Here is a 22,638-nt window from a genome sequence, read left to right on the forward strand (position 1 = left end):
GAATGAAGCCTCAGGCGACCAGTTCGGCGAACAGATCCGCATCGACATTGCCGCCGGAAAGCACGATGACGACGTTCTTGCCGGCGACATCGAGCCGGCCCGCCAGCAGCGCGGCGAGGCCCACTGCGCCGCCCGGCTCCACCACGAGCTTCAGCTCGCGATAGGCGAACGCGACGGCGGCGCCGACTTCCTTGTCCGACGCCGTGACGCCGCGCGCCAGCAGCTTGCTGTTGATCGCAAACGTCATTTCGCCGGGGATCAGGGCCATCAGCGCATCGCAGATGGTGCGGCCCGCGGGCCCGTGCGGTTCGCGATGGCCTGCGCTCAGCGAAATGCCGTGATCGTCGAACGCCTCGGGCTCGGCCACCACGATCTCGGCCAGCGGATAGCGCGCCTTGATCGCGGTCGCCACGCCCGCGATCAAGCCGCCGCCGGAGGCCGGCGCCACCACGATGTCGGGGCTGAGACCGAGGCTCGCCATGTCCTCCGCGATCTCACGGCCGGCGGTGCCCTGCCCCGCGATCACGAAGGGGTCGTCATAGGGCCTCACCAGAGTCGCGCCGCGCTTCTCGGCGATGCCGCGCGAGATCGCCTCGCGGTCGTCCTTGTCGCGATCATAGAGCACGACCTCGGCGCCATAGGATTTGGTGCGCTCGCGCTTCGACAACGGCGCATCCGCAGGCATCACGATCGTTGCCTGCATATCGAGGATCTTTGCCGCTGCCGCCACGCCCTGGGCGTGGTTGCCGGAGGAGAACGCGACGACGCCGCCGGCGCGCTTGTCCTGCGGGATCGAGAACACCTTGTTGAAGGCGCCGCGGAACTTGAAGGAGCCGGTGCGCTGGAGCATCTCCGGCTTCAGGAACACTTTCGCCCCGACGCGCTCGTTGAGCACGGGGAAGGACAACAGCGGGGTGCGGATGGCGTAGGGCGCGATCACGCGCGCTGCGGCGTCGATGTCGGCAGGGCCGATCGGGAGGAGCTGTTCGGTCATATCAGACCTTATCGCGGCCGACGCGGCGCGGGCAAGATATCTCCGGATGGGGTTTTCTCCCTCAGGCGACGAAACGTGGCTGTTCCGCGCCGCTCCGCCCCGGTAGCACGGCGTCGACCGCCACAATGCTGTCCACAAAAGCTCTTGCGGAGGCCTCCCAGGTGTAATTCGAGGCGAACTCGACACAGTCCTGCCGGGAGACGTCGAGCGCCGCAAAGCAGGCGGTGCGCAGGTCGTGATCCAGCGCGCCGACCGGTGCATCGCCGATCACATCGCGTGGGCCTTTCACGGGAAAGGCCGCGACCGGCAGGCCGCTCGCGAGCGCTTCGAGCAGCACAAGGCCGAACGTGTCGGTCTTGCTGGGAAACACGAACACGTCAGCGGCCGCATAGATGTCGGCCAGTTCCTCACCGTGCTTCGCGCCGAGAAAGATCGCGTCGGGATAGGCCTCTTCGAGCGAGGTGCGCGCCGGACCGTCGCCGACGATCACCTTGGTGCCGGGCATATCCAGATCGAGGAAGGCCTCGAGATTCTTTTCCACCGCGACGCGGCCGACCGACAGGAATACTGGCGCCGGAAGGCAGAGGTCGATGGCGCGGGGGTGGAACAGATGGGTGTCGACGCCGCGCGGCCACAGCACGACATTGTCGAAACCGCGCTCGGTCAATTCGCTGGCCAGCGCGGGCGTCGCCGCCATCACCGCGCGGCTGGGCGCGTGGAAGCGGCGCAGCGCCCGCCAGATCAGCGATCCCGGCACCGGCACGCGGGCGCGGACATATTCGGGAAAGCGGGTGTGAAAGCTGGTCGTGAACGGCAGTTTGCGCTGACGGCAATAGCGGCGGACCATCAGTCCGATCGGCCCTTCGGTCGCGATGTGGATGCTGTCCGGTTGCGCCTCCGCGATCAGCTTCGCAATTCGCGTCGGGCGGGGCATCGCCAGGCGCACGTCGCGATAGCTCGGCATCGCAAAGGTTCGGAACGATTGCGGGGTCAGGAACTCGAATTCGACGCCGAGGCTTCTGCCGGCGTCGGCAAGCTTGGTCAGCGTCCGAACCACACCGTTCACTTGCGGGTGCCAGGCGTCGGTCGCGACCAGGATGCGCATCAGGTGGTCTCCGTCATGCAGCTCTGGCTGCGACCTGCGGGACGGCTGCCGGCTTCTGCAAATGATCCGCCCAGGTGATGATCTCGAAACGACCGTCGTCGTGCTCGACCAGCGCCGTGCAGCTCTCGACCCAGTCGCCGCAATTCATGTAGCGGATGCCGCCCTCGTCGCGGATCACGGCGTAATGGATGTGGCCGCAGATCACGCCGTCGGCATCGTAGCGTCGTGCCTCCGCGGCGAGCGCCTGCTCGAACGCGCCGATGTAATTGACGGCGTTCTTGACCTTCTGCTTGGCCCATTGCGACAGTGACCAATAGGGCACCTTGAAGAGGCGCCGGAAGAAGTTGACGAAGCGATTCATCTGGATCGCGAAGTCGTAGGCCTTGTCGCCGAGATGGGCGAGCCAGCGCGCATTCTGCACCACGAGATCGAAGATGTCGCCGTGGATGACGAGATAGCGCTTGCCGTCCACTCCGGTGTGGACGGTGTTCTCGACCACGTCGATGCCGCCGAAATGCGTGCCATAATAGTTGCGCAGGAACTCGTCGTGGTTGCCGGGGATGTAGACGATCTTGGCGCCCTTGCGCGCCTTGCGCAGCAGCTTCTGCACCAGGTCGTTGTGGGATTGCGGCCAGTTCCAGCTCGATTTCAGCGCCCAGCCATCGACGATGTCGCCGACCAAATAGATCGTGTCGGCATCATGGTAGCGCAGGAAGTCGAGCAGAAGATCGGCTTGAGAACCGCGGGCTCCGAGATGAACGTCGGAGATGAACAACGTGCGAAAGCGCCGCTCCGGGCTCTCGTCACTCACATCGTAACTTCCCATGCGCCAGCCTGTAACAAATGTCCCGTGACAGGGGGATGACAGATTGAACCCTTGAGGCACCTTCAGATACGAATCACGCCTTGCCTCGCCCTCCCCGCGAATATCAGTCGCATGCGACAATCAGGCGACATGGCGCCGCAGGGGGCTCCAGGGCGCACCTTTTCACGAATGTCGCTTTGCACAGCTGAGCGCGCGCTTCGTCCTTCGAGACGACCGCTTCGCGGTCTCCTCAGGATGAGGCTCAGCAACACCGATTTCTGTGAAACTGCGGGCCGCACATTCCGCCCTCATCCTGAGGGCCCGCCAACGGCGGGCGTCTCGAAGGATGGCCGCTCGCGAAATCGCTTCCGCGGAGGCCGCTTCAGTAGAACTTGTGGAAATGGTGGATCGGGCCGTGGCCGTGGCCGACGCTGAAGCGGTCGGCGGCTGCGATGGCTGCGCTGATCCAGGCCTTGGCGTTGCGCACGGCAAGCTCCAGACCTTCGCCCCTGGCCAGCCCTGCCGCAACCGCCGAGGACAGCGAGCAGCCAGTGCCGTGAGTGTTGCGCGTGGCAACACGCGGCGCCGCGAGCGCGATTCCGCCTTCGGACGTGACGAGATAGTCGGTGCTCTCGGCGCCCTCGCCGTGCCCGCCCTTGATCAGGACCGCGCGGCAGCCGAGCGCCAGCAGGCGATGCCCCTGGCTTTCGATCCCGGCTTCGCTCACCGCGATCTCCTCGTCGAGCAGCGCCGCGGCCTCCGGCAGATTGGGCGTGATCACGGAGGCCATCGGTATCAGCTTGTTGCGCAGGGCATCGACGGCTTCGGATGCCAGCAAGCGGTCGCCGGAGGTCGCCACCATCACGGGATCGAGCACGACATGCGTCGGCTTCCAGCGCGACAGCGCGGCCGCGATCGCGTCGATGCTGGCGACCTGGGCGACCATGCCGATTTTCACCGCGCCGACGTCCAGATCGGAGAACACCGCATCGATCTGCGCGATGACGAATTCGGCCGGCACCGCGTGAATGCCGGTGACGCCGCGCGTGTTCTGCGCCGTCAGCGCCGTGATGGCGGAGGCGCCATAGACGCCGAGCGCCGCGAACGTCTTCAGGTCGGCCTGAATGCCGGCGCCGCCGCTCGAATCGGAGCCGGCGATGGTGAGTGCGACCGGGGTCGTCATGGGCGGATGTTCCGCGTTTTCGGGGACCATGGTCCGTCCTACCGCGCGCACCGGGTGACAAGCAAGTTCGCTTGCTAATTCCGGCCGGTTTTGGCCTATTAGCCGGAAGAATACGCTTTCGGAGTGCCCGCGATGGTTCCTTTTTTCGTCCAGATCAAATGCAAGCTCGGCCAGTCCTATACGGTGGCCAACGCGCTTGCCGAAGCCGAGATCGCGTCCGAAATCTACTCGACGGCCGGCCAATACGACCTTCTCGTGAAGTTCTACGTCGACAAGGACACCGACATCGGCCATTTCGTCAACGAGAAGGTGCAGGTGCTGCCGGGCATCCAGGACACCCTCACCATCATCACCTTCAAGGCGTTTGGCGCCAGCTAGCCCGCAGCTAGCCGGCGTCCTTGCGCTTGGGCCGCGGCGGGCCGTCCACCGGCGCCAGCGATTTGAGGTAGTCCGCCATCGCCGCGAGATCCGCGTCGGACAATTGCGAGGTGTTCTTGATCACGCGCGTCATCGCGCCGCCGACGCTGTCGCCGTCGGGCAATTCGCCGGTCTTGAGGAAATAGGCGATATCCTTCGCGCTCCACTCGCCAAGGCGCTTCTGCGTGATGTTGGGCACCCAGCCCTCGCCTTCCGGATTCGGCCCGCCGGCAAAGCGCTGGCTCGCGATGATGCCGCCGAGTGCATTGCGCGGGCTGTGGCATTCGGCGCAGTGGCCGAAACTGTTGACGAGGTAGGCGCCGCGATTGAATTGCGGCGACTTGCTTCCGTCGGCGACAAATGGCCTGTCGTCCAGAAACAGGAATTTCCAGATGCCGATGTTGCGGCGGATGTTGAAGGGAAACCCGACGTCGTGGTCACGCACCTTGCCGGCCACCGGCGGCAGCGTCTTCAGATAAGCGAAGAGATCGAGCACGTCCTCGCGCCTGGCATGCTGGTACGACGTATAGGGAAACGCGGGAAAATAATGCTGCCCGCCCGGCGAAACCCCGTGCATCACCGCGTTGACGAAGTCGGCGTCGGTCCATTTGCCGATACCGTCGTTCGGATCGGGCGAGATGTTCGGCGCGTAGAACGTTCCGAACGGCGACTTGATGGCGACGCCGCCGCCGAGCCTGACACGATCGGGCTGGTTCGGCGTGGCATGGCAGGACGCGCAGCCTCCTGCGTTGAACATCACCTCGCCATTGGCAAGGTCTGCCACATGGGCCGGCGGATTGCCCACAGCTGCCACCACCGGCGCGCTGAGCCACCAATAGACGCCGCCAGCAACGACAGCGGCGAGCAGCCCTGCGAGAATTGTTCGTTGCAACATGCCGATCCATTCACTCGTCGCGGCGAACCTAAGACCGATGTCGTCGTGGCTCCAGCCACGAAGAATTTAGCCCGCCCTGGCCGGAAACGGGAATAAACTGAAATGCCGGCTGTTGGAAGTTAGGCAGCCCGAATGGGTTCAGCAGGGAGATTATCATGAACAAGACTGTCATTGCCGCCTTGGCGCTCGGCGCCATTGCCTTCGCGAGCCCCGCCAGTGCCGAAAAGCTGAAGGCGACCCTCGACGGCAAGTCCGAGGTGCCGGCAACGACCAGCAGCGGCACCGGAACCGCCGATCTGAACTATGATGCCGCCAGCAAGAAGCTGTCGTGGACCGTCACTTATTCCGGACTGTCCGGACCCGCCACCGCCGCGCATTTCCACGGACCTGCCGAGGCTGGCAAGAACGCCGGCGTGGCCGTGCCGATCGCGAATGCAGCCGCGAGCCCGGTCAAGGGTGAGGCGACGCTCACGGATGCGCAGGCTGCCGATCTGCTCGGCGGCAAGTACTACATCAACATCCACACCGCGGCCAATCCGGGCGGCGAGATCCGCGGCCAAGTGACGAAGTAAGCCGCGACGCTGCTTCGCTGCGGGGAAGCCGGGCGCAGGAGGGGGCGCCCGGCCTCTTCGATTCGATCGCGCCTAGGCCGCGTTGAGCGCCTGCGTGAGGTCGGCGATCAGATCGGAGGGGTTCTCGATGCCGATCGACAGCCGGATCGTGGAATCGAGCACGCCGATTTTCCGGCGGATGTCGGCAGGAACTCCGGAATGGGTCATGGTCGCGGGCAGGCTCGCGAGCGACTCGGTGCCACCGAGGCTTACCGCCAGTTTGATGATCTGCAACGCGTTGAGGAATTTGACCGCAGCGTCCTTGCCGCCGACGATGTCGAACGCGAAGGTCGATCCCGCCCCCAGGCATTGCCGCGCGAACACGCGGCCGGCGGGCGAGGCCTCCTCGTGATGACCGAGGTAGTGAACGTTGGCGACCTTGGGATGATCGCGTAGGAAATCCGCCACGAGGCGCGCATTGCTGTTGGCTTTCTCCATGCGCAGGCTCAGCGTCTCGAGCGAGCGGTTGATCATCCAGCAGGAATGCGGATCGAGCTGGGTGCCGATGGCGCCGCGCAGCGCCTTGATCCCTTTCATGATCGCTTTCGAGCCGAGCGCCGCACCTGCGATCAGATCTGAATGTCCACCGACATATTTCGTCAGCGAATACAGCGACAGGTCCGCACCGTGCTCGATCGGCCGCTGAAACACCGGCCCGAGCAGCGTATTGTCGCAGGCGATGATCGGCGTGCCGCCTTGCGCCTTTCCGATGGAATCGGCGATGCGGCGGATCATGGCGACATCGACCAGGCCGTTGGTCGGGTTGGCCGGCGTCTCGATCAGGATCATCGAGACGCGCCCCTTGGCCATGGCCTCGTCCGCCGCCTGCTTCACGGCTGCTTCGTCGATCCCGTCGGCGAAACCGACGGCGCCGATCGACAGACGCGAAAGCGTGTTGGTCAGCAGCGTTTCCGTCCCGCCATAGAGCGGCTGCGAGTGCAGGATGACATCGCCGGGGCGGACGAAGGCGAGGATCGTGGTTGCGATCGCCGCCATGCCGGATGAGAACAACGCACAACTCTCCGTGCGCTCGTAGATCGCGAGCCTGTCCTCGACAATCTCGCTGTTGGGGTGGTTGAAGCGCGAATAGACCAGGCCGGCGCCCATGCCTTCCGGAGGCTCGCGCCGGCCGGCAACGAAATCGAAGAAGTCCTGGCCGTCATCGGCGGTCTTGAACACGAACGTGGAGGTGAGGAACACCGGCGGCTTGATCGCGCCTTCCGACAACTGGGGATCATAGCCATAGGTCAGCATCAGGGTTTCCGGATGCAGCATATGATTGCCGATATGGGTCTTCGACGGGAACGGTTTGACCATGGCCTGTCTCGCTGTTGGATCCTCGCCGCGCGCTGGAACTGCTGCTGTCATCAGACAGTCAGCAACGAGATACGCCTAGTCGCATCAACGCAGCGGCCGTTGCCATTGAAGATAGCTGCTCCGGTCGCGATCCGTCAGACCTTGCCAATCGAAAAAGGGCGGCTGCTGTCGCAACCGCCCTCTCTTGTGCCAACAGCCCGGATACAGCGAAGCACAATCCGGGACTGACTCAACTCGGATAGATCCCCGGATTTCGCTTGCGCTCCATCCGGGCTACGAAGCCACCCGCTTCAACTGTTCTTGACGCGGTACGTCTCGTGGCAGCCGCCGCACTCCTTGCCGACCGCGGGGAAATTCGCCTTGAGCGAGTCCAGATCCTTGATCTTGCCCTTGGCCTCGCCCACCACCTTGGCGAAGCTCGCGATCTTTGCGTCGAAGCCGGCCTTGTCCTCCCAGACCTTCGGCGAGGTCGAATAGTCGCCGTCAAGCTTCACGCCCTTGGCGCTGGCCGGAAACAGGTTCGGCAGCTTCTTGGCGGTATCCTCGAACTGCGCCAGCGCGCTGTCCACCGTGGCCTGGTCATAGGGCTTCTCGCCCTTGATCATCGCCGACATCGCGCCGGCGTTCTTGCCGTTGCCCTTCATGAGGGCCTGAACCTCCTTGACGGAGTCCTGTTGTGCCCAAACGGCGCCCATCCCGAGCAGCAGTGCGCCCCCAACAATCAACACTCGCTTCATTCGCAAAATCCCTTTCCTTGCTGTCAGGATCGTGCCGACCCCTTATGGGCCAACACCGTTCGGCAGATTTCATTCCATCCCCAGCGCGACGATAAATCGTCGCACGCTGGACAATGGTTGGGCCAACGTTTCGGGCGTTTGCCCCCATTCCCAGGTTTGCTCGATATTTACAGGCTGTGGCGGCGATGGTGCTCGTTGATGGCGATCCATACCCGCTCGGGCGTTGCCGGCATGTCGATGTGGTCGATCTTGTACTCGCGCCAGAGGGCGTCGACGATCGCGTTGACGATGGCCGGACAGGAGCCGATCGCGCCGGCCTCGCCTGCCCCCTTCACGCCCATCGGATTGGTCTTGCAGGGGACGTTGGCGGTCTCGAACACGAAGGCCGGCCCGTCCGCCGCCCGCGGCAGCGCGTAGTCCATGAAGGTCGCGGTGATCAGCTGGCCGTCATGGGGCCCGTAAACCACCTGCTCCATCAGCGCCTGGCCGATGCCCTGCATGGCACCGCCATGCACCTGGCCGGCCAGAAGCAGCGGATTGAGCGTTTTGCCGAAATCATCGACGATCACGTAGTTGACGATCTTGATGATGCCGGTGGCCGGATCGATCTCGACCTCCGCAACATGCGTGCCGTTGGGGTAGGTGCCGTCGGCGCTCGCGAAGGTCGCGCTGGCGTTGAGCTTCGACGGATCGGCCCCCGGCCGCTTGGCGAGATCGGCGAACGAGATCGAGCGGTCCGTGCCGGCGATCCGCACCACGCCTTCAGCGATCTCGAGGTCGCCTGCGCCGGCCTCCAGTGCCTGCGCCGCGATCTCCTTGAGCTTTTGCCCGAGTTCGCGCGTAGCCCGCTCGACGCTGACGCCGCCCGACGGGATCGAGGCTGAGCCGCCAGTGCCGAGCCCGGTGGCGATCATGTCGGTATCGCCCTGGTGGACGTGCACGCGCTCGGGCGCCACACCGAACTGTTCGGCGACGATCTGCGCGTAAGCCGTCTGGTGCCCCTGCCCGCTCGACTGCGTGCCGATCAGGACCGTGATGTCACCATTGGGATCCATCCGCACATTGGCGGTTTCCTCGCCCATGGTGCCGCAGATCTCGACATAGCTCGCAAGACCGATGCCGCGGATCAGGCCGCCCTTCTTGGCCGCCTTGGCGCGCTTTCCAAACTCCTTCCACTCGGCGATCTCCATCGCGCGCTTCAGATGCGCGGCGAAATCGCCGGAATCGTAGACCTTGCCGGTAGCCGTCTTGTACGGCAATGCCTTCGGCGGAATGAAGTTCTTGCGGCGGATCGCATCCGGCGTCATGTCGAGCTTGCGCGCGCAGGCGTCGACGAGGCGCTCGATGACATAGGCGGCTTCAGGACGGCCGGCGCCGCGATAGGCGTCGACCGGCACGCTGTTGGTGAAGACGGTGCGCACCCGGCAGTGGAACGCCTGGATGTCGTAGAGGCCCGGCAGCATGCCGGCGCCGCCATGCGGAATGTAAGGCCCGAAGGTCGACAGATACGCGCCCATGTCGCCCATCAGGTCGCAATCCATCGCGAGGAATTTTCCGTCCTCGGCGAGCGCCATCTTAGCGGTGGTGACGTTGTCGCGGCCCTGCGCATCGCCCATGAAATGCTCAGTGCGGTCGGCCGCCCATTTCACCGTCTTCTTGAGCTTCTTGGCCGCAACCGCCAACAGGGCGTATTCCCGGTACGGAAACAGCTTCGTGCCGAAGCCGCCGCCGACATCGGGACAGATCACCCGCATCTTGTCGGTGGGGATGTTGAGCACGTTCTGGCACAGGATGTCGCGCAGCCGGTGACTGCCCTGGCTGCCGATCGTCAGCGTCAGATGGTCGCGCTTGGAATCGTATTCGCAGACCGCGGCACGTGTCTCCATGAAGCTCGCGACCACGCGCGGATTGACAATGGAAACTTCCGCCACCGCATGCGCCTTGGCGAAGGCGGCTTCGGTCGCGGCCTTGTCGCCGATCGAGACGTCGAACAGCACATTGCCGGGCTTGTCCGGCCAGACCTGCGGCGCGCCTTTTTTGACGGCGTTGACGAGGCCGGTCACCGCCGGCAGCGGCGACCATTTGACCTCGATCGCCTCGATCGCGTCACGGGCCTGATCGATGGTCTCGGCGACGACGAACGCGACGGCATCGCCGACATGCCGGACTTCGTCCTTGGCCAAAATCGGGTATGGCGGGCCGGTGAACGGATCAGTCTCCAGGTTGAACAGGCACGGCAGATTGCCGAGGTCCTTGACGTCGTCGGCGGTCAGGATCAGCGCGACGCCGGGAAGCCCACGGGCGCGACTCACATCGATGGTATATTTGGCGTGCGCGTGCGGCGAGCGCAGCATCAGGCAGCGGAGCGCAGCCTGCGGCGCATAATCGTCGGTGTAGCGGCCCTTGCCGCGGATGAGCGCGTCATCCTCCTTGCGCAGCACGCTTTGGCCAACGCCGAACTTGATGGGAGCCGCCATTTTATCTTCCCGTTCTCATGGTTGTTTTGTGGGCATATTGCCGTGGAAAAACTGGCAAGGCAAACGGCTTTCCGGCGGCGCCGGACATGGTCCCGGGCGCTTCTTTCCAAAACCGCCGCGGAGGAACAATTCCTCCAGGGCAGGCTTTGTGTTGCGGAGACGGAATCCAGAGCGGGACAGTCGCCAGCGCGGCCTTACGGCGTAATGCCCGTGCGGCCGCGTTACGCTCCCAATCAACGAGTGGACCCATGCCGAGCCCGACCCAAGAGCAGATCAGTATTCGCGCACACCAGTTGTGGGAGGCCGCCGGACACCCCGAGGGCCGCGAGGACGAGTTCTGGCACGAAGCCGAACGCGAATTGAAGGACGGCAGCAACAATCCCGACGAGAAGTCCGAGACATTTCTCGAGTAACAGGCCGGCATAAGATGAGCCTGAGACCAGCGGCCACGCTGGCGCCGCTGCCTCAAAGCGCACCTCCGTCGCGCGGGGGTGGTCATTTACAGGCCCCCGCGGTTCAAAAGATACGCGTGCTATCTCGCAGCCGTTCGATCGCGCGCTGAGGCGTGAGGTGGTCGATCTCACCACGCGTCAGGCCGATATCCATCAACGCTCTGTCACTCAGGTCCTGCAAGCTGACCCTAGGGTCTCGACGCTGCCGCCAAAACGCATCCCAAGATCGCTTGAGCAAGCCCAGAACGCTTGGAATCACTGCCACGGAGGGTCCTGAGGCACCCTTGTCCGGCAGAGCGTTTTCCAATGCTGCAGCGGATGCCTTGAGGCGCGCTGTCAAAGCCTGGTCAACGGCGCTCTTTGCTGACGCGATGGCGAGGTTGAGGCTACGCCTTGCGGCGTCGCTATCAATCCCGGTGGACACGTTCGTCAGTTGAGGTGGCATCGGATGCTCCTGCTGGTGAGCCGGCAGGGAGCGGTGGCCAAACAAAAGGCCCCGTCCGATGCCGGCGGGGCCTGGTGAAAAGATGTCGTCGTCGAAATCCTAGCGCGCGACTCCTTCCACGGCCCAGCCGAAGCGGGTCATGTGGTTGCGGTTGAGTTTGCGCGACGATTTGATCATGAACCGCCGATAGCACGGCAATGGCACAAAATCAACAGATGTGTCGATGTGGGCTGCAGCCTGGAGGCGAGCGCACCCGCTCGGTTAGCCACGCACCAGCGAGACGAGCCATTTTCGCCCAAACAGCACGAGGATTGCGAGCGCGTAGACGATGGTGCCCCCAAGCGCCAGCAACACCAGCGTCAACTCATCGTGGAGGTGCATCGCACCCAGCCAAGATCCGCTGAAGCGCGCGATCAGCCAGAACGCCACCGCCAGAATGATCCCGGTCAGCAGGAATTTGGCGAGCGACACCAGCCATGCCCGGTCGAGCACGAGAAAACCGCGGCGCATCGCGAAAAACAGCACAAGCAAGAGATTTGTCCAGACGCCGACGGCGGTTGCGAGCGCGAGGCCGATCTGGGCGAGCGATCCCATCAAGGCGACTTTCAGCGCGACGTTGACGGCGATGCCGGTCAGCGACGCGCGCACCGGCGTTGCCGTGTCCTTGCGGGCATAGAAGGTCGCGACCGCGCTGCGGATCAGCACGAACGGGATCAGGCCGATGGCATACGCTGCGAGAGTGCCGCCCGCGGCCACTGCGTCGGCCTGGGAGAACGCCCCGCGGGCGAACAGCGCGCGCATGATCTCGTCGGGCACGGTCAGGAAGGCCGCGACGAACGGAATCGAGAACAGCAGCGTGAAATCGAAGGCGCGGCGCTGCGCCTTCATCGCGCCGTCATGGTCGTTCGCCGTGATCCGTTTCGACATCTCCGGCAGCAGCACGGTGCCGATGGCGATGCCGATGACGCCGATCGGGAGCTGGTTGAGGCGGTCGGCATAATACAGCGCCGACAGCGCGCCGGCGGGCAGGAAGGTCGCAATGATGGTGTCGGCGAACAGCGCGACCTGCGTGCCCATCGATCCCAGCGTCGCCGGGCCCAACGCCTTGAAGAAACCGCGGACGTCCTCGTCGAGCTTCAAAGGCGCAAAGCGCGGCAGGCCGCCGTGGCGGGCGAGATCGCCGGCCAACAGGAAATATTGCAGAAAACCGGAAATGAGAACGCCCCAGGCCGCGGCATGGCCCGCCGTCGGAAACCAGACGGCAACCGCCAGCGTCATCATCATCGCGACGTTGAGAAAGATCGACGCAGCAGCGGCGCTGGCAAAGCGCTGCATCACGTTGAGCATGCCGCCATAGAGCGTCACCAGCGTGATCAGCAGCAGATAGGGAAAGGTGATCCGGGTCAGTTCGATCGCGAGCTTGCGCTGCTCGGCGTCGTCACTGAAGCCGGGTGCAAGGATGCTCATGGCCTGCGGCATGAACAGCCAGGCGACGATCAGCAGCACCACCTGCGAGGCCAGCAGCAGCGTGAAGATGCGGTCGGCGAACAGATGCGCCGCCGCCTCCCCCTTCTCGCCATGGACATGGGCATAGGCCGGCACCCACGCGGCGTTGAAGGCCCCCTCGGCGAAGATCGCGCGGAAATGATTGGGCAGCCGCAGCGCCACGAAGAAGGCGTCGGCCACGGGGCCGGCGCCGAGGATTGCCGCGAGCATGATGTCGCGCGCAAACCCCGTCAGCCGCGAGAGCAGCGTGTAACCACCGACCGTGAAGATGCGTCCGAGCATGCGGATGTTTTAGAGCATCGCAGGATCAGGTCTAGGTGCAAACCACTGCGGAGGTACGCTCGCTCCCCGCTTGTCCGTTAGCCAGGGCGCCCATGGTCCCCGCAACGTCATGGCCGGGCTTGTCCCGGCGATCCTTGCCTTGCCACGCAGCACGAAGAACGTGGATGCCCGGGACAAGCCCGGGCATGACGATCAGCGCAAGAACCGGCTAACTCAGCCCGCCAGCGCGCCGCGGACGGCAGCGATGATTCGCTCCTGATCGGCTTCGGTCAGGTAGGCGTGCATCGGCAGGCTGATGACGTCCTGCGACAGGCTCTCGCAACCCGGCAGGCCGTCCTCGGCGACCGGATATTGCTTGTAGGCGGTCTGCTGATGCATCGACTTGCCGTAATAGATCGCGGTCGGCACGCCCTGAGCCTTCAGGGCAGCGGCAAAGCCGTCGCGGTCGGTGCCCTTCGGGAGGCGGATGGTGTACTGCGCCCAGACCGAGGTATTGCCGGGGTTGAGGCGCGGCACGGTGACGACATTGGACAGGCCACGCGCATAGCGTTCCGCAACCTTGTTGCGGGCGGCGATCTCGTCGTCGAAGATCTTCAGCTTCTCGATCAGGATCGCAGCCTGCATGGTGTCGATCCGGCCGGTGAGGCCGAGGCGGACGTTGTCGTATTTGTCGACGCCCTGTCCGTGGACGCGGATGCTGCGCAGCGTCGCTGCCAGTTTGTCGTCATCGGTGAAGATCGCGCCGCCGTCGCCGAAGCAGCCGAGCGGCTTGGCCGGGAAGAAGCTGGTTGCGGTGGCGAGCCCGAAGGTGCCGAGCTTGCGGCCCTTGTAGCTTGCGCCAAAGCCTTGCGCGGCGTCGTCGAGCACGAAGAGGCCCTCGGCCTTGGCGATCTCCGCGATCGCATCGTGATCGGCGGGTTGGCCGAACAGATCGACCGGAACGACCGCGACCGGCTTGAGGCCGGCCTTGCGCGCAGTCGCGATGCCGCGCTTGAGCGACTCCGGGCTCATGTTGAAGGTGGTCTCGTCGACGTCGACGTAGACAGGCGTCGCGCCGGTCCGTGCCACCGGCGAGGCCGTTGCGATGAAGGTGAAGGACGGACACAGCACGGCATCGCCGGGCCCGACGTTCATCGCCATCATCACCATCAGGATCGCATCGGTGCCGCTGGCGCAGCCGATCACGTGCTTGGCACCGCTATAGGCCGCGAGCTGCTTCTCGAGCTCGGCGACTTCCGGACCATTGACGAACTGGCAATGGTCCATCACGCGCTTGACCGCGGCATCCAGCGAGGCGCCGAGCCGGCGGCGCTGCGAGGCGACGTCGATGAAGGGAATGGGTTCGGAACGCAGATGCTGGTTCATCGTCTGGTTCTTGGCGCCTTGCTGGTGTTGAACAGTCGACATGGACAGGGATCAGCCGACGACGCGGCGTGGGCCCTTGAGGGCGGTCGATTTGGCGGCGGGCCGTGACGGCGTCTCCAGGCACTGCGTCGCGATCTCGAGGCTGGCAACGCCTTCGTCGCCCGTGACCGCCGGCGTCTCGCCGTTGCGCACCGCCTTGAGGAATGCGATCAGCTCGGCGCGGAGCGGCTCGTCATGGCCGACCGGCAGATGCCGCATCGAGTAGCTGCCGTCAGGCTTGAAGCCGAAGCATTCGGTGACCTGGCGCGTCAAGAGATCGCCCATCACGTATTTGCCGCGGGTCGCGACCGTGACGCTGCGCGCCTTGAACGGCGTCAGCCAGTTGGTGTTGATGTGCGCGAGCACGCCGTTGGCGGTGCGAAACTGCAACAGCGCGATGTCCTCGCGCTCGGCGACCGCGCTCGACAATTGCGGTTGCACCTCGACGATATCGGATTCGGTGAACCAGCGGATCAGATCGATGTCGTGCACGGCGAGGTCGATCACGACGCCGACATTGGACATGCGCGGCGGGAACGGGCCGACACGTGTGATCGCGATGGAGAGAATGTCCTCACCCGCGATCGCCTGCTTGACGGCGACGACCGCCGGATTGAAGCGCTCGACATGGCCGACCATCAGTGTGACGCCGGCCTTGTGCGCGGCAGCGACGATCTCGCGGCCCTCCTCCACGGTGGATGCGATCGGCTTCTCGACCAGAACATGGATGTTCTTGGCGATGCAGGCGAGCGCGACTTCGTGATGCAGATGGGTTGGAGCCGCGATGGTGACGGCATCGACGCCTGAGGCGAGCAGTTGATCGAGGGTCTCGAAGCTTGCGCAATTTGCCAGTTCCGTCGCGCGTGTGCGATGTGCCGGCGACGGATCGACCACTCCGACGAGGCTGACGCCGGGAAGACCCGCAAGCACGCGCGCGTGGTTGCTCCCCATTACGCCGGCGCCAATCACGCCGACGCGCAAGCCGACCTTTGCCGGCGCAGATCCGTTGGAACTCATCTGAGCAAACCCCGATTCAACCGCAAATCCCCGGCGCGCTTCTAGCACGGGCGCCACATTTGTGGCGAATGCCGCCTTCGCGGCCCGGACACGATTTGATTCAAAAAGTTACACGTTCCCCGGGCCTTAAGCCGAAAAATATCGCCTGTTTAGCCCGGGTCGCGTGATTCGGAGTTTGCTGGTTACGACCTTTGGTAGTCGTCTTCAATCCGGATGATGTCGTCTTCCCCGAGATAGCTTCCAGTCTGGACCTCGATCAGTTCCAGCAGGATTTTACCGGGATTCTCCATCCGATGGACGGCGCCCATCGGGATGTAGATCGACTCGTTTTCGTGCACCATTTTCACGGTCTCATTGACCGTAACCTGCGCGGTGCCGCGGACCACGATCCAGTGCTCGGCCCGATGATGGTGCTTCTGCAGCGACAGCCGCCCGCCCGGCTTCACCACGATGCGCTTGACCTGATGGCGCTCGCCATTGTCGACCGACTGGTAGCTGCCCCAGGGGCGGTGCACCTTCAGGTGCTCCTCGGTGACCTTCGGCGCGACCGCCTTCAGCTTGGTGACGAGACGCTTCAGGCCGTTGGCATCTTTCTGGCGCGAGACCAGCACCGCATCCGCGGTTGCAACCACGATGAGATCGTCGACGCCTTCGAGCGCGACCAGCGCGGAATCGGTGGTGACGTTGCAATTGCGGGAATCCTCGAACACCGCGCTGCCATGCGATGCGTTGCCCTGCGCGTCCTTGTCGGAGAGCTCCCACACCGCGTGCCAGGAGCCGACGTCGGACCAGCCGCACGATACCGGCACGACCGCTGCGCGCGAGGTCTTCTCCATCACCGCATAGTCGATCGAGATCGCCTTCGCCGAGCCGAACGCCTCGGGCTCCAGCGTAACGAAGCCGAGATCGCGACCGGCATTGCTGACCGCATTGGTGACGGCCTCGACGCTCGCTGCATCGACCTTGCGATATTCGTCGAGCAGCACGCTTGCCGGGAACATGAAGTTGCCGCTGTTCCAGAGATAGCCCGAATTGACGTAGTCGGACGCTTTCACCGCGTCCGGCTTCTCGACGAAGCGCGTGACCGCATGCACCTCGCCGGCAATCACTTCGCCCGGGTTGATGTAGCCGTATTCGGTCGCCGGCCGCTCCGGCTTGACGCCGAAGGTGACGATGCGCCCGGTGCTCGCAGCGGTGAGGCCCTCGCGGCAGGCGGCGACGAACGCCGCATTGTCCTGCACGACGTGATCGGCGGCGAGCGCGAGCACGATGGCGTCACTGGCGCGGTTCTGCGCGAACACGGCGCCGGCCGCGATTGCCGGGCCGGAATCGCGACGCATCGGTTCAAGGATCACATCGGCCTCGATGCCGATCTCGGCGAGCTGCTCCAGCACCATGAAGCGATAGGACGCGTTCGTGATGACGATAGGCCGGTCGAACAGGGAGGGATCGGAGACGCGAAGCAGCGTATCCTGGAAGGTCGAGCGCGTGCCGAACAGCGGCAGGAACTGCTTCGGCCGCACCTCGCGCGAAGCCGGCCACAGCCGCGTGCCGGCGCCGCCGCACATGATCAGGGGGATTATGCGTTTGTCCATCGTCATCTCAAACCTTGAAGTAGTCCCGATACCAGGTGACAAAATTGTGGACCCCATGCTCGATCGGCGTTGACGGTGCAAAGCCGGTGTCGCGCATCAGGTCCTCGACATCCGCGAACGTTTCCAGCACATCTCCCGGCTGCATCGGCAGCAATTCTTTGATCGCCGTCCGGCCCAGCTCCCGCTCCAGAAGACCGACGACGTGCATCAGTTCCTCCGGATGGTGATTGCCGACATTGTAGAGCTTAAACGGCGCATTTGCGGCAGCCGGATCGTCCGCAGGCACAAGATCGATCAGCTTGGATACTACACGCGTGACATCATCGACATAGGTAAAGTCGCGACGCATTCGGCCATGGTTAAACAGCCGGATCGGTTTGCCCGCCATGATGGCGTTTACGAACAGGAACATGGCCATGTCGGGCCGTCCCCATGGCCCGTAAATGGTAAAGAAGCGCAGGCCCGTGACCGGCAGGCGATAGAGATGGCTGTAGGACTGCGCCATCACCTCGTTCGCCTTCTTGGTCGCGGCGTAGAAGCTCACGGGATGATCGGTGCGGTCCGCAACCGCAAATGGCATTTTTGTGTTGGCGCCGTAAACGGAGGATGACGAGGCGTAGACGAGATGACGACAGCCGTTGTTGCGGCAGCCCTCCAGCACGTTGAGAAAGCCCACCAGATTGGAATCGACATAGGCATGCGGCTGCTCGATCGAGTAGCGCACACCGGCCTGTGCCGCCAGATGCACGACCTCCGTAAAACGATGCCGCGCAAACAGCGCCGCCATCGTCTCGCGATCGGCAAGATCGGCCTCGACGAAGGAGAAACGGGGCGAGCCCTGCAGCAGCGCCAGGCGCGCCCGCTTCAGCGCCGGATCGTAATAGGCGTTGAGATTGTCGAGCCCGACGACGGACCGGCCTTCGCCCAGGAGCTGCCGGGCGACGTGAAAGCCGATGAAGCCGGCGGCCCCGGTGACCAAAATCGCCTGATCCGTCACATTGTTCCCCGGAGATCCCCTCGCCTGATCCTGTTTAGCCGTCCAGGCGAGGAGGTCGCAATAGGCCCACCGCGGCTCGAACGCTCATAACGTCCCGCCACGACGGCTATTGCAAGATCGGCGCCAAAACCATACCAAAGCGGCCGAATTCGGCGCTCGCGTCGGGTTGCCTCAAATCTTCGCAAACCCAGTTCATGCGGGCGAGATGCGCCGAATCCTGCTGTCGACGGTCAAAATCCTGATTTCCGTGGCGCTGCTCTATCTGGCGCTGCGCAAGGTCGATCTGTCCGAATTGTTTTCGCGCTTCACCGTGACCAGCCTGTTCTGGATCGGCGCCGCGATCGCGATCACCTTCCTGCAGATCTTCGTCGGCGTGCTGCGCTGGCGCGAGATCAGCGCGGTCTGCGGCGCGCCGCTCGAGCTCGGCCGCGCCATGCGCTACAACGTGATCGGCTCGTTCTTCAACCAGACCCTGCCGTCGGCGATCGGCGGCGACGCGGTCCGGCTGTGGCTGGTCGCGCGCGCCGGCGCCGGATGGCGTGCGGCGACCTACTCGATCTTCGTCGACCGCGCGATCGGCTTGATCGCGCTCGCGATCGTCATCGTCGCGAGCCTGCCCTGGAGCTACACCCTCATCACCGATCCGCACGGCCGCTCGGCGCTCTTGCTCATCGATCTCCTGGCGCTCGCCGGCGGCCTCGGCTTCCTGGTTTTCGGCGCCCTGAAATGGCGCTGGCTGAAAACGTGGTGGGCTACCCATCACATTCACGCCTGCGCCGTGATCGCAAACCGCGTGATCTTCAGCCGCAGCCGCGGACCGATCATCGCGATCCTGTCGGTGCTCGTTCACGTGCTCGCCGTCGTCATCGCCTGGTGCGTCGTGCAGTCGATCGCGGCCCCGGTTCGCTTCAGCGACGTCTTCCTGCTGGTGCCGCCCGTGATGCTGATCACGATGATGCCGATCTCGATCGCCGGCTGGGGCGTGCGTGAAGCCACGATGGGCCTGGCGTTCGGCTTCGCCGGACTTGCCGCCAACGAGGGCGTCAACGTCTCGCTGCTGTTCGGCGCCGTGTCCTTCATCGTCGGCGCGTTCGGTGGCCTGGTCTGGATCCTCAGCGCGGAGAAAGCCGCGCAGGGGTCGGCGCCGATCGGAGTGCCGGAGTGACCGTGCCGACGATCGTGGCCTCGCTGCTTGCCGTTGCGATCGCCGCACTGATCTCGGCGCTCATCACCTGGATCAGCCGCCCGCTGTTGCAGCGCTATGCACTGGCACGCCCGAATGCGCGTTCCTCGCATCGCATCCCCACCCCGCAAGGCGCGGGCATCGCGGTGATCGCGGCGACGCTCGGCGTTGCATTGGCGTTGGCGGCCTGGTTCAACGTCGCGGTTCCGCCGGCGCTGGTCGTCGCCACCATCGTCATTGCGATGGTCGGGTTCGCCGACGACATCGTCTCGCTGCCGGTGCTGGTGCGGCTCGTGCTGCAGGCCGCCTGCGTCAGCGCTGTCGTCTTCACCGCGCCTGACGATGCGCGCATCGTGCCAGCCCTGCCGCTCGCGCTGGAGCGCGGCCTTATCGTGCTCGCCGGTGTCTGGTTCGTGAACCTCGTCAATTTCATGGACGGGCTCGACCTCATGACCGTGGCAGAGGTGGTGCCCGTCACGGCCGCACTCGCACTGTTCGGATGGTATGGCGACCTCTCGCCATCAGCGGCGCTGCTCGCCACGGCGCTGTGCGGCGCCATGCTCGGCTTTGTGCCGTTCAACCGTCCGGTCGCAAAGGTCTTCCTGGGCGATGTCGGCAGCCTGCCGATCGGTCTCTTGCTCGGCTGGTGCCTGCTGGAGCTCGCCTGGCACGGACAGCCCGCCGCGGCGCTGCTGCTGCCGGCTTATTATCTTGCGGATTCCACCATCACGCTGTTTCGGCGCATCATCAGGCGCGAACCATTCTGGTCGGCGCACCGCACGCACTTCTATCAACGCGCCACCGACAACGGCTTCACGGTCAAGCAGGTGATTACCGAGGTGTTCGCGCTCAATCTGGTGCTGGCCCTGCTTGCCGTCGTCAGCGTTCGCGCCGGCTCGATGTCGGCCACGATTGTTTCCCTGTTCGCAGGCGCGGTCGCAGTCGCCATCGTGTTGCGCCGGTTCTCGCGCCCTCAGGCGTCCTGAGCCGCCAAGGCCAGCCGCAGCCCCTCGTCGAGGGAGACCTCCGGCTGCCAACCGGTCGCGAGCGCCTTGGAGATGTTGAGCTCGAGCGAGCCGATCAGGCTGTCATGCGTATCCTGCCGGCCCATCACGCTGAGCAGCGTGCTGAGCACGCCCGACGGCACGCCGAACAGCCGCAGCCCCTTGCCGGACGCATCAGCCATCCGCGTGATGAATTCGGGCGTCGAAACCTGCTCCCTGTCGGCGACGAGGAATATCTCGAAATTGCTGACGGGATCGGGATGGCCGAGCCGGTGCAGGATGAACGACGACAGGTTCTGCACGGCAAGGAAGGCGCGCTGGTTGCGGATCGCGCCGAAGGGCAGCGGCAACCCGAGATCGACCGCGCGCGTCAGCAGCGCGAAATTGCCCTTGGCTCCGGCGCCATAGACCAGCGGCGGCCGGATCACCGAGATATTCATGTCGTTGTCGCGCGCCAGCGTCCTCAAGCCCGCCTCGGCCGCAGCCTTGGACATGCCATAGAGGCCGCGCGGCGTCAGGATGTCGTCCTCGCTGAACGGCGCGCGGCCCTCGTTGCTGCGGCCATGCACGAGAACGGTGCTGACGAAGATGAACTGGCGCACGCCGGCCGTCGCCGCGCAACGCGCCAGATGCAGCGTGCCGGCTATATTGACGTTGCGGTAGAGCTGGACCGCGTGCTCCTCGTGCTTGTGATGCACGCGCGCGGCGAGATGGACGACGGCGTCGACGCCTTCCAGCGCGGCCTGCCAATCGGTTTCGGGACCGATCGACTCGATCACGACCTCGTCGTCAACACCTTGCGGGCTGCGGACCGCGCGGCGGACCGACCATCCCGCGCGCGCCAGCGCAGGGGCGACGTGACGGCCGACGAAACCGCTTGCCCCCGTCACCAGCACGACCGGTTTCTTCTCGCTCATCGTTGCTCCGAAAGGTGCGGGCTGCGCAGCAATTCGTCGATCACGCCGGCATAGGCATTCATCGCCGTCGTCCGGTCGAAGCGCGCGGCCGTCTTCACCGCGCGCGTCGCAATCGCTTCGTCGTCGGAACGAGACGCGGTGCGGATCGCCGCGGCGAGCTGGTCCGGGCGGCCCGGCGTCACGACCCAGCCAAGCCCGTTCTCCACCACCGTCAGGGCCGCCTCGGCCTCCGGCTCGGAGACCAGCAGCACGGGCCGGCCGACTGCCAGAAGATTGTAGAACCGGCTCGGCACCGATACCCCCGCAACGTCCTTCCGGTACGGAATGATCCAGAGATTGGCCGCGGCCAGGAACGTCTCGAGCTCGGTATCCGCAACGCGCGCGACAAAAGAGACATTGGAGAGGTTTGCTTCCGCCTGCAACTGCTTCAGTCGCTCGAAGCCGATGCCCCAACCGGACAGCAGGAAGTGAATGTCGGCCTCGTCCTTGAGAAGCCGCGCTGCCTCGAACACGATCTCCGGATCGTGGGTGAAACCGAGATTACCCGACAGGCCGACGATGAAGCGCGCGGAAAGCGACTTGCGGAACGGGTTGTCCGAATTGACCGGCCGCGGCGCGGGCACGAGCGTCGCCCAGTTCGGGATGAATCGGATCTTGTTCCGCGTCATCCCGGCATAGCTCAGCAACGGCCGCTCCGCGTCGCGTCCGATGGTGATGACGGCATTGAGCGCGCGGAACATCAGGCTGTTGGCGGCGCGCATCGTCCGCGTCACGAGGGAGCCCGGCTTCAGCAGGCCCGCCATCACCAGCACATCGGGAAAGAGATCGTGCATGATCAGCGCCGAGCGCGCGCCCTTGAACCTGGCTGCCGCCGCCACCGCGTAAGGCAGCATGAACGGAGCGGTGACCGTGAGCACGACGTCCCCTGCCTTGAGCTCCCCCATCAACGCGACGAACGTCCGCGCCGCGAACAGCAGTTCCGAGAGTCCGCGCCGCACCAGTGCCGCCTTGCCCGCCATGCGGTTCTTGATGGCGACCACGCGCGGCTTGCGCGGGCCGGTCTGCGAGGCCGGCAACGCGCCCGGCCAGCCCGAGAGCACGACGACCTCGTGCTCGGCGGCGAGACGGCAGGCGATATCGGCTATGATCGCCGCCGTCGTGCTGGTATCCGGCGGATAGTGCTGGCTCGCGACGACGATCTTGCCTCGAGGCTGCATGGTCAGGCCGCGGTCGACCCGAATTCGGGCACCGCATCCTTCAGGATGGTCCTGATGGTGGCGCGATCGTCGCGCGCG

General features: G+C 64.8%; 21 protein-coding genes. 5 read left to right on the forward strand and 16 right to left on the reverse strand.

All coding sequences use genetic code 11. The annotated features are described in order from the left end of the window. Positions 1 to 10: 10 nt before the first annotated feature. The 4 genes from JQ580_RS31605 to thiD all read right to left on the reverse strand — a co-directional run bounded on the left by JQ580_RS31605 (position 11) and on the right by thiD (position 4,087). Positions 11 to 994: a threonine/serine dehydratase family protein gene (locus tag JQ580_RS31605; protein WP_212284932.1), complete on the reverse strand. Its 984-nt coding sequence runs from the start codon at positions 992 to 994 to the stop codon at positions 11 to 13. 61 nt (positions 995 to 1,055) lie between these two features. Beyond that, on the reverse strand, positions 1,056 to 2,099 hold the full coding sequence (locus tag JQ580_RS31610; protein WP_212284934.1) for a glycosyltransferase family 4 protein: 1,044 nt from the start codon (positions 2,097 to 2,099) through the stop codon (positions 1,056 to 1,058). Between the two features lie 13 nt (positions 2,100 to 2,112). Next, on the reverse strand, positions 2,113 to 2,925 hold the full coding sequence (locus tag JQ580_RS31615; RefSeq protein ID WP_212284936.1) for a UDP-2,3-diacylglucosamine diphosphatase: 813 nt from the start codon (positions 2,923 to 2,925) through the stop codon (positions 2,113 to 2,115). Between the two features lie 361 nt (positions 2,926 to 3,286). Then, positions 3,287 to 4,087, reverse strand: a complete 801-nt coding sequence (thiD, locus tag JQ580_RS31620) for a bifunctional hydroxymethylpyrimidine kinase/phosphomethylpyrimidine kinase (protein WP_212284938.1) — start codon at positions 4,085 to 4,087, stop codon at positions 3,287 to 3,289. Between the two features lie 132 nt (positions 4,088 to 4,219). Between thiD and JQ580_RS31625 the strand changes: the two genes are divergently transcribed. Then, a complete protein-coding gene (locus JQ580_RS31625) occupies positions 4,220 to 4,465 on the forward strand; it encodes an Lrp/AsnC ligand binding domain-containing protein (protein ID WP_018317369.1) in 246 nt (81 codons plus the stop codon). Positions 4,466 to 4,472: 7 nt separating this feature from the next. Here the strand turns inward: JQ580_RS31625 and JQ580_RS31630 are convergent, their stop codons facing one another. After that, on the reverse strand, positions 4,473 to 5,399 hold the full coding sequence (locus JQ580_RS31630; RefSeq protein WP_212284940.1) for a cytochrome c: 927 nt from the start codon (positions 5,397 to 5,399) through the stop codon (positions 4,473 to 4,475). 155 nt (positions 5,400 to 5,554) lie between these two features. Here JQ580_RS31630 and JQ580_RS31635 point away from each other — a divergent pair, with 155 nt between their 5' ends. Next, positions 5,555 to 5,971 (forward strand): CHRD domain-containing protein, encoded by a 417-nt coding sequence (locus JQ580_RS31635; RefSeq protein WP_212284942.1) that lies wholly within the window; start codon positions 5,555 to 5,557, stop codon positions 5,969 to 5,971. 72 nt (positions 5,972 to 6,043) lie between these two features. On the opposite strand, the gene JQ580_RS31640 is transcribed toward JQ580_RS31635, so the two are convergent. The 3 genes from JQ580_RS31640 to JQ580_RS31650 all read right to left on the reverse strand — a co-directional run bounded on the left by JQ580_RS31640 (position 6,044) and on the right by JQ580_RS31650 (position 10,541). After that, complete coding sequence (locus tag JQ580_RS31640) at positions 6,044 to 7,327, reverse strand: cystathionine gamma-synthase family protein (RefSeq protein WP_212284944.1); 1,284 nt, start codon at positions 7,325 to 7,327, stop codon at positions 6,044 to 6,046. Between the two features lie 290 nt (positions 7,328 to 7,617). Then, on the reverse strand, positions 7,618 to 8,064 hold the full coding sequence (locus JQ580_RS31645) for a c-type cytochrome (RefSeq protein WP_212284946.1): 447 nt from the start codon (positions 8,062 to 8,064) through the stop codon (positions 7,618 to 7,620). 167 nt (positions 8,065 to 8,231) lie between these two features. After that, positions 8,232 to 10,541: a xanthine dehydrogenase family protein molybdopterin-binding subunit gene (locus JQ580_RS31650; protein ID WP_212284948.1), complete on the reverse strand. Its 2,310-nt coding sequence runs from the start codon at positions 10,539 to 10,541 to the stop codon at positions 8,232 to 8,234. 248 nt (positions 10,542 to 10,789) lie between these two features. Here JQ580_RS31650 and JQ580_RS31655 point away from each other — a divergent pair, with 248 nt between their 5' ends. After that, the gene (locus JQ580_RS31655; RefSeq protein ID WP_212284950.1) at positions 10,790 to 10,954 is read left to right on the forward strand and encodes a DUF2934 domain-containing protein; all 165 of its coding nucleotides are present in this window, start codon (positions 10,790 to 10,792) and stop codon (positions 10,952 to 10,954) included. A 103-nt stretch (positions 10,955 to 11,057) separates the two neighbouring features. On the opposite strand, the gene JQ580_RS31660 is transcribed toward JQ580_RS31655, so the two are convergent. The 6 genes from JQ580_RS31660 to JQ580_RS31685 all read right to left on the reverse strand — a co-directional run bounded on the left by JQ580_RS31660 (position 11,058) and on the right by JQ580_RS31685 (position 18,239). Continuing rightward, positions 11,058 to 11,438, reverse strand: a complete 381-nt coding sequence (locus JQ580_RS31660) for a DUF1127 domain-containing protein (RefSeq protein ID WP_212284952.1) — start codon at positions 11,436 to 11,438, stop codon at positions 11,058 to 11,060. Positions 11,439 to 11,699: 261 nt separating this feature from the next. Continuing rightward, positions 11,700 to 13,226 (reverse strand): murein biosynthesis integral membrane protein MurJ, encoded by a 1,527-nt coding sequence (gene murJ, locus JQ580_RS31665; RefSeq protein WP_212284954.1) that lies wholly within the window; start codon positions 13,224 to 13,226, stop codon positions 11,700 to 11,702. 213 nt (positions 13,227 to 13,439) lie between these two features. Then, the gene (locus JQ580_RS31670) at positions 13,440 to 14,591 is read right to left on the reverse strand and encodes a DegT/DnrJ/EryC1/StrS family aminotransferase (RefSeq protein ID WP_212284970.1); all 1,152 of its coding nucleotides are present in this window, start codon (positions 14,589 to 14,591) and stop codon (positions 13,440 to 13,442) included. A 51-nt stretch (positions 14,592 to 14,642) separates the two neighbouring features. Further along, on the reverse strand, positions 14,643 to 15,647 hold the full coding sequence (locus tag JQ580_RS31675) for a Gfo/Idh/MocA family protein (RefSeq protein WP_212284956.1): 1,005 nt from the start codon (positions 15,645 to 15,647) through the stop codon (positions 14,643 to 14,645). 182 nt (positions 15,648 to 15,829) lie between these two features. Then, on the reverse strand, positions 15,830 to 17,242 hold the full coding sequence (locus tag JQ580_RS31680; protein ID WP_212284958.1) for a mannose-1-phosphate guanylyltransferase/mannose-6-phosphate isomerase: 1,413 nt from the start codon (positions 17,240 to 17,242) through the stop codon (positions 15,830 to 15,832). Between the two features lie 7 nt (positions 17,243 to 17,249). Then, on the reverse strand, positions 17,250 to 18,239 hold the full coding sequence (locus JQ580_RS31685) for an NAD-dependent epimerase (protein WP_212284960.1): 990 nt from the start codon (positions 18,237 to 18,239) through the stop codon (positions 17,250 to 17,252). A gap of 205 nt (positions 18,240 to 18,444) precedes the next feature. Here JQ580_RS31685 and JQ580_RS31690 point away from each other — a divergent pair, with 205 nt between their 5' ends. Both JQ580_RS31690 and JQ580_RS31695 read left to right on the forward strand, forming a co-directional pair. After that, the gene (locus tag JQ580_RS31690; RefSeq protein WP_212284962.1) at positions 18,445 to 19,404 is read left to right on the forward strand and encodes a lysylphosphatidylglycerol synthase transmembrane domain-containing protein; all 960 of its coding nucleotides are present in this window, start codon (positions 18,445 to 18,447) and stop codon (positions 19,402 to 19,404) included. Then, entirely contained in the window at positions 19,401 to 20,408 is a 1,008-nt protein-coding gene (locus JQ580_RS31695) for an MraY family glycosyltransferase (protein WP_311982627.1), read from the forward strand. Before JQ580_RS31690 ends, JQ580_RS31695 begins: the two co-directional genes overlap by 4 nt. On the opposite strand, the gene JQ580_RS31700 is transcribed toward JQ580_RS31695, so the two are convergent. Together JQ580_RS31700 and JQ580_RS31705 are read right to left on the reverse strand one after the other, a co-directional pair. After that, the gene (locus JQ580_RS31700) at positions 20,396 to 21,343 is read right to left on the reverse strand and encodes an NAD-dependent epimerase/dehydratase family protein (protein ID WP_212284964.1); all 948 of its coding nucleotides are present in this window, start codon (positions 21,341 to 21,343) and stop codon (positions 20,396 to 20,398) included. The genes JQ580_RS31695 and JQ580_RS31700 overlap by 13 nt on opposite strands. Continuing rightward, positions 21,340 to 22,560 carry a glycosyltransferase family 4 protein gene (locus JQ580_RS31705; RefSeq protein ID WP_212284974.1) on the reverse strand — a complete coding sequence of 407 codons (1,221 nt, stop codon included), beginning with the start codon at positions 22,558 to 22,560 and terminating at the stop codon, positions 21,340 to 21,342. The genes JQ580_RS31700 and JQ580_RS31705 overlap by 4 nt, the downstream gene beginning before the upstream one ends. Positions 22,561 to 22,638 lie beyond the last annotated feature (78 nt).

Origin of the sequence: Bradyrhizobium sp. SZCCT0148, assembly GCF_018129985.1 — a bacterium.
Classification (GTDB): Bacteria; Pseudomonadota; Alphaproteobacteria; order Rhizobiales; family Xanthobacteraceae; genus Bradyrhizobium; species Bradyrhizobium japonicum_H.